At 59.7% G+C, this 9,164-nt stretch carries 12 protein-coding genes; 7 read left to right on the forward strand and 5 right to left on the reverse strand.

The window, feature by feature from the left end; all coding sequences use genetic code 11:
- Positions 1–6: 6 nt before the first annotated feature.
- From folM to J3P77_RS18065, 4 genes are read left to right on the forward strand one after another with little or no spacing between them, the layout of a single operon-like run.
- Positions 7–717 carry a dihydromonapterin reductase gene (gene folM, locus J3P77_RS18050; RefSeq protein ID WP_434677943.1) on the forward strand — a complete coding sequence of 237 codons (711 nt, stop codon included), beginning with the start codon at positions 7–9 and terminating at the stop codon, positions 715–717.
- A 36-nt stretch (positions 718–753) separates the two neighbouring features.
- On the forward strand, positions 754–1,125 hold the full coding sequence (folX, locus tag J3P77_RS18055) for a dihydroneopterin triphosphate 2'-epimerase (RefSeq protein ID WP_434677944.1): 372 nt from the start codon (positions 754–756) through the stop codon (positions 1,123–1,125).
- A gap of 43 nt (positions 1,126–1,168) precedes the next feature.
- Complete coding sequence (locus J3P77_RS18060; protein ID WP_434677945.1) at positions 1,169–1,465, forward strand: DUF1244 domain-containing protein; 297 nt, start codon at positions 1,169–1,171, stop codon at positions 1,463–1,465.
- On the forward strand, positions 1,458–1,799 hold the full coding sequence (locus tag J3P77_RS18065; RefSeq protein WP_434677946.1) for a HopJ type III effector protein: 342 nt from the start codon (positions 1,458–1,460) through the stop codon (positions 1,797–1,799). The genes J3P77_RS18060 and J3P77_RS18065 overlap by 8 nt, the downstream gene beginning before the upstream one ends.
- A gap of 177 nt (positions 1,800–1,976) precedes the next feature.
- Here J3P77_RS18065 and trxB read toward each other — a convergent pair whose 3' ends face one another.
- Positions 1,977–2,939 carry a thioredoxin-disulfide reductase gene (trxB, locus tag J3P77_RS18070; RefSeq protein WP_434677947.1) on the reverse strand — a complete coding sequence of 321 codons (963 nt, stop codon included), beginning with the start codon at positions 2,937–2,939 and terminating at the stop codon, positions 1,977–1,979.
- A gap of 460 nt (positions 2,940–3,399) precedes the next feature.
- Between trxB and cysZ the strand changes: the two genes are divergently transcribed.
- Complete coding sequence (gene cysZ, locus J3P77_RS18075) at positions 3,400–4,161, forward strand: sulfate transporter CysZ (RefSeq protein ID WP_434677948.1); 762 nt, start codon at positions 3,400–3,402, stop codon at positions 4,159–4,161.
- 67 nt (positions 4,162–4,228) lie between these two features.
- Here cysZ and J3P77_RS18080 read toward each other — a convergent pair whose 3' ends face one another.
- Positions 4,229–4,813, reverse strand: coding sequence for a hypothetical protein (locus J3P77_RS18080; protein WP_434677949.1), 585 nt, complete (start codon positions 4,811–4,813; stop codon positions 4,229–4,231).
- Between the two features lie 323 nt (positions 4,814–5,136).
- Here J3P77_RS18080 and J3P77_RS18085 point away from each other — a divergent pair, with 323 nt between their 5' ends.
- Together J3P77_RS18085 and J3P77_RS18090 are read left to right on the forward strand one after the other, a co-directional pair.
- A complete protein-coding gene (locus tag J3P77_RS18085; protein WP_434677950.1) occupies positions 5,137–5,463 on the forward strand; it encodes a hypothetical protein in 327 nt (108 codons plus the stop codon).
- A 149-nt stretch (positions 5,464–5,612) separates the two neighbouring features.
- Positions 5,613–6,827 carry a glycosyltransferase family 4 protein gene (locus tag J3P77_RS18090; RefSeq protein WP_434677951.1) on the forward strand — a complete coding sequence of 405 codons (1,215 nt, stop codon included), beginning with the start codon at positions 5,613–5,615 and terminating at the stop codon, positions 6,825–6,827.
- Here J3P77_RS18090 and J3P77_RS18095 read toward each other — a convergent pair.
- The 3 genes from J3P77_RS18095 to J3P77_RS18105 all read right to left on the reverse strand — a co-directional run bounded on the left by J3P77_RS18095 (position 6,796) and on the right by J3P77_RS18105 (position 9,153).
- Positions 6,796–7,899: an NADH:flavin oxidoreductase gene (locus tag J3P77_RS18095; protein WP_434677952.1), complete on the reverse strand. Its 1,104-nt coding sequence runs from the start codon at positions 7,897–7,899 to the stop codon at positions 6,796–6,798. The two genes, J3P77_RS18090 and J3P77_RS18095, sit on opposite strands and share 32 nt — an antisense overlap.
- Positions 7,900–8,046: 147 nt before the next feature.
- On the reverse strand, positions 8,047–8,535 hold the full coding sequence (locus tag J3P77_RS18100; protein ID WP_434677953.1) for a glutathione peroxidase: 489 nt from the start codon (positions 8,533–8,535) through the stop codon (positions 8,047–8,049).
- Between the two features lie 132 nt (positions 8,536–8,667).
- Entirely contained in the window at positions 8,668–9,153 is a 486-nt protein-coding gene (locus tag J3P77_RS18105; RefSeq protein ID WP_434677954.1) for an FKBP-type peptidyl-prolyl cis-trans isomerase, read from the reverse strand.
- Positions 9,154–9,164 lie beyond the last annotated feature (11 nt).

A 9,164-nucleotide genomic window follows, 5' to 3' on the forward strand; every position in this document is an offset into this window, starting at 1 on the left:
CAGCCGATGGCCTTTTCTTCAGCACCCATTCTGATCACCGGCGCCAGCCAGCGTATCGGTCTGCACTGCGCACAGCGGCTGCTCGCCGACGGGCACCCGGTCATTTTCAGCTACCGCAGTGACCGGCCCGGCGTGGCGGCATTGGAGCAGGCCGGTGCGACGGGGATTCAGGCAGACTTTTCCTCGCAGGCCGGAATTCTGGATTTCATCGCGCGGCTCAAGGACCACACCGTGAGCCTGCGCGCCATCGTGCACAATGCCTCGGAATGGCTGGCGGAAACGCCGGGCGAGGAAGCCGAGAACTTCACCCGGATGCTCAGCGTCCACATGCTGGCGCCCTACCTGATCAACCTGCACTGTGAGCAGCTGCTGCAAGCCAGCGAAGTCGCCGACATCGTGCATATCAGCGACGACGTAACGCGCAAGGGCAGCAGCAAGCATATTGCCTATTGCGCCAGCAAGGCCGGCCTCGACAACCTGACGCTGTCGTTCGCCGCGCGCCTGGCCCCGCACATCAAGGTCAACGGCATCGCTCCGGCGCTCCTGATGTTTCAGCCTCAGGACGACGAGGCTTACCGGGCCCGCGCGCTGGCCAAGTCGGCGCTGGGCATCGAGCCGGGTCCTGAAGTGATCTACCAGAGCCTGCGTTACCTGCTCGACAGCCCTTATGTGACCGGCACTACCCTGACCGTGAACGGCGGCCGCCACGTCAAATAGCGAATACCTGCAACTGATCCGACGGAGCAAACAGTAATGGCAAGACTTGAACCAGGAACGGCGCGGATACGGGTCAAGGATCTGCGCCTGCGCACCTTCATTGGTATCAACGAGGACGAGATTCTCAACAAGCAGGATGTGCTGATCAACCTGACCATCCTGTATGCCGCGCAGGACGCGGTGCGCGATAACGACATTGAGCATGCGCTCAACTACCGCACCATCACCAAGGCGATCATCCAGCACGTGGAAGGCAACCGCTTTGCCTTGCTGGAACGCCTGACCCAGGAAGTGCTGGATCTGGTGATGAGCCATCAGGCAGTGAGCTATGCCGAGGTGGAAGTAGACAAGCCCCACGCGCTGCGTTTTGCCGAATCGGTGTCGATCACGCTCGCTGGTCAGCGCTGAACCTCTTATCATTGCGCCATCAACCGCCTGAACAGAGCCTCTCATGACCGAGCAAGAACGCCTCCAACTCGAAGCCGCCGCCTTTCGCCGACTGGTCGCGCATCTGGACAGCCGCAAGGACGTCCAGAACATCGATCTGATGAACCTCTCCGGCTTCTGCCGCAATTGCCTGTCCAAATGGTACAAGGCAGCGGCCGATGAAAAGAACATCGACGTCAGCCTTGATGACGCCCGCGAAGTCGTCTACGGCATGCCGTACGGCGAGTGGAAAGCCCTTTACCAGAAAGAAGCCAGCGCCGAGCAGCAGGCTGCGTTTGCCAAGGAACCCAAGCATGACTGACCTGAACACCCTGCGCGCCAGCTTGCGCAACGGTCAACACGCCTTTGCCGATACCCTGGCGTTCATCGCCCAAGGCTACGACTACCAGCCTCAGGCGTTCACCAATGGTGATGTGGAAAACGCCGCCGGCCAGAACGAAGGTTCGTGCAAAACCTTGAGCCTGGCACTGCTCGAAGGCCTGAGTGATGAAGAAGCGCTGCTTGCGTTCGGCGAACACTACCGTTCCATGCTGGCAACACCCGAAGGCAGCGACCACGGCAACATCCGCGCCCTCATCGCCAATGGCCTGGCCGGCGTGAAATTCCAGGGCGAAGCGCTCAAGCGCAAGGCCTGATACACGCCCGTGGGAGCGGACTTGTCCGCGAAGTAGTTGGCATCGACGAAAAAAACGGCGACTGCACCGGCCCTTTCGCGGACAAGTCCGCTCCCACAACTCTGCTGTCGCACAGCAGTTTTGCGGCAATAAAAAAACCGGCCCTGAGGCCGGTTTTTTTATGCTTGATGGTTGCTGTCAGAAAGAGACTTCTGCCAGACCATCCAGATAACGCTCGACGTCCAGTGCAGCCATGCAGCCTGCGCCGGCCGAGGTGATTGCCTGACGGTAGACGTGGTCAGCCACGTCGCCTGCGGCAAAAACACCTTCGACGCTGGTCGCCGTCGCATTACCTTCACGACCGCCCTGAACGACCATGTAGCCGTCTTTCAGCGCCAGCTGGCCTTCGAACAGCGAAGTGTTCGGGGTGTGGCCGATGGCGATGAACACGCCGTCGACTTTCAACTCGTCAGTGGTGCCGTCATTGTTCTTCAGGCGCGCACCGGTAACACCCATGTTATCGCCCAGCACTTCGTCCAGAGTCGCATTCAGCTTGAGCTCGATCTTGCCTTCGGCAACACGGGCGTGCAGCTTGTCGATCAGAATCTTCTCGGCGCGGAATGTCTCGCGGCGATGGACCAGGGTCACTTTGCTGGCGATGTTGGCCAGATACAGCGCTTCTTCAACCGCGGTATTACCACCGCCAACCACGGCTACTTCACGGTTGCGATAGAAGAAACCGTCACAGGTCGCGCAAGCGGAAACGCCCTTGCCCATGAACGCTTCTTCGGATGGCAGGCCCAGGTAACGTGCGCTGGCGCCGGTCGCAATGATCAGTGCATCGCAGGTGTAGGTGGCGCTGTCGCCCTGCAGGCTGAAAGGTTTGCCGGCCAGATCCACGGAGTTGATGTGGTCAAACACGATCTCGGTTTCAAAACGTTCAGCGTGTTCGCGCATACGTTCCATCAACGCCGGGCCGGTCAGGCCATGTGGATCGCCTGGCCAGTTATCGACCTCGGTGGTGGTGGTCAACTGACCGCCAGCCTGCATGCCGGTGATCAGCAGAGGCTTGAGGTTGGCGCGGGCGGCATAGACCGCTGCGCTGTAACCGGCAGGACCGGAGCCGAGAATGATCACTCGGGAATGACGTACGTCGGACATGACACGCTCCTATGGCCGGCCGTTAACGCCGGGCTGAATAAAAAGGATTGCCGATGCGCTTGGGGAAGCGCGGTGCAGCTCGGCAATCCGAAAGTTCTGACGCGGTGGCCTGGCCGTAGTCGGACACGCGAACCGCTGTGACCTGTTACGGGCACCGGACATTGCGAATCTGTGAGCCGCAAGTCCGGGCTATCGGCGACGCCCTGTGCATCGACCATCGCGAAAGTTAATGAGACAGGTCCGGAAATTGCTGCCAAGCCTATCGAGGTAGGAAAGGTTAAGGAAATATCGTTTCACAATCCACCTTATAGGACGTCTCTATTCATAATCGTGTGCCAACAAAGGGTTGCGCGTGTCTCGTGACGGAGACTCGCCAGCAGTACTCGACCGCTTCCGATGGCTCTATCGCGCGCATCGCAAAGTCGGTAAGGTCGGGCGTTTCCACGCTTCGGAGGCTGCCATGCCCGCGCCCGCTCTTACCGGCCCTCAATACCTCAGCCAAGGCCTGAAACTGGTCTTGAGCCCCGGCCTGCGGCTGTTTGTCCTGCTGCCGTTGAGCATCAATCTGGTGTTGTTCTCGGGTCTGATCTACCTGGCGATCCATCAGTTTGACATGTGGGTCGACACCTTCATGCCAACCTTGCCCGACTGGCTGAGTTTTCTGAGCTACATCCTGTGGCCGCTGTTCGTGGCGCTGGTTCTGCTGATGGTGTTTTTCAGTTTCACCATGATCGCCAATATCATCGCGGCCCCGTTCAATGGTTTCCTGTCCGAAAAGGTCGAAGCGGTGGTGCGCGGCGTGGACCTGTCGCCAGCGTTCAGCTGGGCTGAACTGGCCGCGATGGTCCCACGAACCCTGGCGCGCGAAGCACGCAAGCTCGGCTATATGCTGCCGCGCATGCTGGGGCTGTTTATCCTGTCCTTCATTCCAGTGGTCAATCTGATCGCCGCACCGCTGTGGCTGCTCTTCGGTATATGGATGATGGCGATCCAGTACATTGATTACCCCGCCGACAACCACAAGCTGGGCTGGAACGAGATGCTCGCCTGGCTCAAAAGCAAACGCCTGCGGAGCCTGAGCTTCGGCGGCGTGGTCTACGCGGCGCTGCTGATTCCAGGCGTAAACCTGCTGATGATGCCAGCGGCGGTGGCCGGTGCGACGCTGTTCTGGGTCCGGGAACGCGGGGAAGAAGCGCTACTGACGCACAGGGCTTCGGTTTAACGTGGCCGGCGTGCCGGGACGCAAACGAATTGCGGCCCGGCCGATTGCGCCTCACCCTTTCGATCATTCAGATCCCGGGCAACAGGACGACTGCCAGGTTAAGCGTCCAGAACAGGCTGCCAAACACGATCCAGGCCCAGTTCGCACCGGTGAAGGTGGAGTTGCTCGCTCCGCCGGGATCCAGCGCCGCGACGTTCATCTTGCGTTGCACGATAGAGAGGTTAAGGATCTGGGCGGTCAGCAACGCCACGGACAGCCCGAACCACGCGGCCCTGTCCTCGATCCGCGTATTTCCACTGGCCAGAAACATCAGCACAGACGCAAGGCTCAGCACCAGCAAAACTCCGGCGCTGACCAGCCAGGATCGCATGGCGCCGAGTCCCTGCCGCCTTAGGCTCTGATCCACCTTGCGAAATAGCGGGAATGCAAAAATAAAGGGAAAGATGGCGCGAATGACCGGCAAGACTGAAGTGCCTGAAAATCGCCTGTGTTCTGACCAATGACGGTAAAACCAGTACAGGCTATACCAGCCGAAAGTGGCCACATAAAGCATGACGAATTTACGCATCGAAACTCTATAAAACTCCACGCGCTCAACGAAAAGTTCAGGCTCCAGATTGGAGCGCGGGGGCGCGTACATCGAATCAGCCATGACTAATCTCCTTGAAACCGGAGATCATACCCGTTCAATAAAATGAATTTAAAACTACAATAAAAATAAGGAAAATCCTTCAGGCGATACCGAATAAGCCTACATCACAGCTCTTCCAGTAGATAACCGGCAACGGCAAATTATTGCCGCCACTGGCTATAAGTTGCCGGGATCGCTACTGATAGGTTATGTAAGAATAAAAGTTGTGGGACCAAATTATTTCATTCCGGTTTTCTCGAATAAAACGTGTAGGACGGCACAGTTCAATAAACAATCGGCACCGTATTTGCTCTTCTGTCAAAAACCACAGGAGCAATGCAATTATGGAAATCAACGCTAAAACCGCCGTTAGCCACCCAGACACCTGGAGCCGTGCCAGAGCTGCCAACACCGCTGCGAACGACGGCCCGTTCTCGCAGATCTTCAAGAATGCCGTCAAGCCTGCAAGCAGCACTCCCCTCGTCCCCGCCCCCGCGACCCTGACCCCTCTGGCTCCCACCCGCTCGGTCTTCTTCATGCAGAACATGCCGATTGAACAACGCCGGTCTGCGGTTGAACACGAAACGTTCAAACCTCAGGCCGCTGCGCTGGAGCCGCAGAAAGGCGCCGCGAACCGGGTTTTGACGCAGAACGCGGTTAGCGGAAGGTAACTGTAGAACCGGACTCGCCGAACTGGTTGCCTCGACTGAATCTGACCGGGGCAACTTCAAACCCGCCACCATGGCTTTGCCAGATGGCCGTCACAAATCCATCACCCCGTTGCCACATGGCAGACACGCAACCGGTGGAGACTGGTGTCATGAGCAAATTTCTCCATGTCACGCTGATCACTGAAACGTTTTCCCCCGAGATCAATGGCGTCGCCAATACGTTGGGGCGGCTGTGTGACGGGTTGCGTCTGCGCGGGCATCGGGTCGAGCTGGTGCGGCCTCGTCAGAATCGCGAGGCGCGGGCCGGTGCGGCTGAGGATTTGCTGTTGTGCCGGGGCTGGCCGATTCCGGGATATCCGGGATTGCAATGGGGGCAGTCATCGATGCACAAGCTGCTGCGGCGCTGGCAGCGGCGGCGTCCGGATGTGCTGTACATCGCGACCGAAGGCCCGCTCGGACTCTCCGCATTGCGCGCGGCGAGGCGGTTGGGGATTGCGGTGGTGAGCGGTTTTCATACCAACTTCCCGCAGTACACCCATCAATATGGAATGGGTTTCATCACGCGGCTGGTGACCAATTACCTGCGCTGGTTCCATAACCGGTCCAGGGTCACGCTGGTGCCCAGCATCAGTCAGAAGATCGAACTGGAGCGCCGGGGTTTCGAGCGAATTGAGCTGCTGTCGCGCGGCGTCGACAGCCAGCTGTTCCACCCGGCCAGGCGCTCGCAGTCACTGCGTGAAAGCTGGAGCCTGCAAACCGACGATACCGCCGTGATCCACGTCGGGCGGCTGGCACCGGAAAAGAACCTCGGGCTGCTTCAGAGCTGTTTCCGGGCACTGCAGGTCGAATATCCGCAGCGCAACCTCAAGCTGATCATCGTCGGCGACGGTCCGCAACGCGCCGCACTGCAACAACAGTTGCCCGACGCAATCTTCTGCGGCACTCAGCGAGGCGAAGAACTGGCCACGCACTATGCGTCGGGCGACATGTTTCTATTCCCCAGCCTGACCGAAACGTTCGGCAATGTGGTTCTGGAAGCGCTGGCCTCGGGTCTTGGCGTGGTGGCGTACGACGAAGCCGCAGCCGGGCAACACATCCGCCACGGCCACAACGGCGCATTGGCGATGCCGGGCGATGAAGATGCGTTCATCGACGCCGCCCGCTGGCTGCTCGAAGACAGCGAGACGCTGCGCCGGGTAAGACTCAACGCCCGCCAGCACGCCAGTCGCCAGGGCTGGCAGGCGATCATCGAACAGTTCGAGCAGCAACTGTTGAGTGCCTGCCCGGCGCAGGAAGTCACCAGCGCGGCGCCTTTGCGCAGCGCACCGATGATCAGACCAGAGTCGTCAGCGCCTCTCGACTGAATGGCAGGATATCCTGCTCGCGGCCGTCACGGACCTTGATCGCCCAATCGGGATCGACGAGCAAGGCACGACCAACCGCTACCAGGTCAAACTCTTCGTTGTTCAGCCGCTCAAGCAGCTTTTCAAGGCTGGCCGGCTGGGCAACCTTGTCGGTCTTGACCATGAATTGCAGAAACTCATCGTCAAGGCCGACGCTGCCCACGGTAATGGTCGGCTTGCCGGTCAGCTTGCGAGTCCAGCCCGCGAGGTTCAGCGACGAGCCTTCGAACTCCGCTTCCCAGAACCGTCGTGTGGAGCAGTGAAAGATATCCACACCCGCGGCGGCCAACGGCTGCAGAAACCCGGCAAGCGCTTGTGGCGTTTCGACCAGACGCGCGCTGTAGTCCTGCTGCTTCCATTGCGAAAAGCGGAAGATGATCGGATAGTCCGGACCGACCGCGGCACGTACCGCTTCAATCAGCTCGATGGCGAAGCGCGAGCGGTTGGCGAGGCTGCCACCATACTCGTCGGTTCGGCGGTTGCTGCCCTCCCAGAAAAACTGGTCGATGAGATAGCCGTGCGCGCCGTGTATCTCAACGCCGTCCATACCGATGGCTTTTGCATCCGTCGCGGCCTGGGCGAATGCCGCAATCACTTCCTTGATGTCCGCCTGGCTCATGCCATGGACCAGCACTTGCCCGTCCTTGATTTTTTCGCTCGGGCCGTAGGCCGGCACACTGCCGTCCGGTTCGGTGCCCAGACGACGAACCGCGCCCACATGCCAGAGCTGCGGAACGATCTTGCCGCCCTCGCCATGGACCGCTTCGACCACATTTTTCCAGCCCGCCAGCGCGGCCTCGCCGAAGAACTGCGGCACATTGGGGTAGCCATTGGAAGCCTTGTGGTTGACCGTGGTCCCTTCGGTGACTATCAGCCCGACGCCTGCGGCCGCACGACGACGGTAATACTCGACCACCTGGGCGTTCGGCACATGCCCCGGCGAAAAGGAGCGGGTCATCGGCGCCATGACCACACGCGAGGTCAGCGACAGGCCGCCGAGTTGAAAGGGTTGGAACAAGGCTTTGACCGGCATGCGTAACTCCTCCAATGGAATGGTGGTCGAGCGCGCAGCATAGGGCCGGACGTGACAGGCAGCCCAGTACTATTGATCCGGTTGATCGAGTTGTAAAAGCCTGTAGGTAAGGCACCGGGCCAGCTTCGCCTGGCCCGGCGAATCAGGTCACGGGTGGGCAAGAGCCTTTTCGATGGCCTGGATGACTGCGGGATCGTCCGGCGCCGTGCGTGGCGAGAAGCGTGCGATGACCGCGCCGTTTCTGCCCACCAGGAATTTTTCGAAATTCCAGGTAATGTCGCCGGGAAACTCAGCGCCTTCGCCGGCCAGCAGGCGATACAGCGGATGACGATGCGCGCCGTTGACGTCGAGCTTTTCGCCCAGCGGGAAGGTCACGCCGTAGTTGAGCTGACAGAACGACTGAATCTCGTCCTCGGTTCCGGGCTCTTGCCCGGCAAATTGATTGCAAGGCAGCCCCAACACGCTGAAGTCTCTACTCTTGTATTGTTCGTGAAGGTTTTCAAGCGCTGCGTACTGCGGCGTCAGCCCGCACTTGGACGCGACGTTCACCACCAGGACCACTTTGTTCTTGAAAGGCGCCAGCGGCAATGCCTGCCCATCCAGAGCCTTCAGCGTGATGTCGTGAAAAGCACTCATGAAACACCCCCTTGAAGCCCAAATCCCGAAGCCAGAACCTGAAAAAAGGCGCCGTGGCGGTCCGCGTAACGAACTTCGTCATCGCAGGACAGCCAGGGCGCCTGTGTCAGTGACCTGAGCTTAGCAGGACAATCAGTGGTGATGACCACCTTCGCCGTGGATATGGCCGTGGGCCATTTCTTCGGCGCTGGCGTCGCGAATGTTCACGACCTTCACTTCGAAGTTCAGGCGCTGGCCTGCCAGCGGGTGATTGCCGTCGACGGTCACGTCGTCGCCGTCCAGGTCACGGATGGTCACGATCTGCATGCTGCCGTCCGGGCCGGAGGCGTGGAACTGCATGCCGACTTCAAGCTCATCGACACCTTCGAACATGCTGCGGCTCAGGGTGCTGACCAGCTCGGCGGAGTATTCGCCGTAGGCGTCTTCCGGCTCGATGGACACTTTAAGCTCGTCACCGACATCCTTGCCGTCCAGCGCTTTTTCAAGACCCGGAATGATGTTACCGGCACCTTGCAGATACACCAGCGGCGCGCCGCCGGCAGAGCTGTCGATGACCTCACCAGCGTCATTGGTCAGGGTATAGTCAATGGAGACAGCCTTATTGGCGGCAATCGGCATGGGAACAGGAC

Source organism: Pseudomonas sp. R1-18 (assembly GCF_051132095.1).
Classification (GTDB): domain Bacteria; phylum Pseudomonadota; class Gammaproteobacteria; order Pseudomonadales; family Pseudomonadaceae; genus Aquipseudomonas.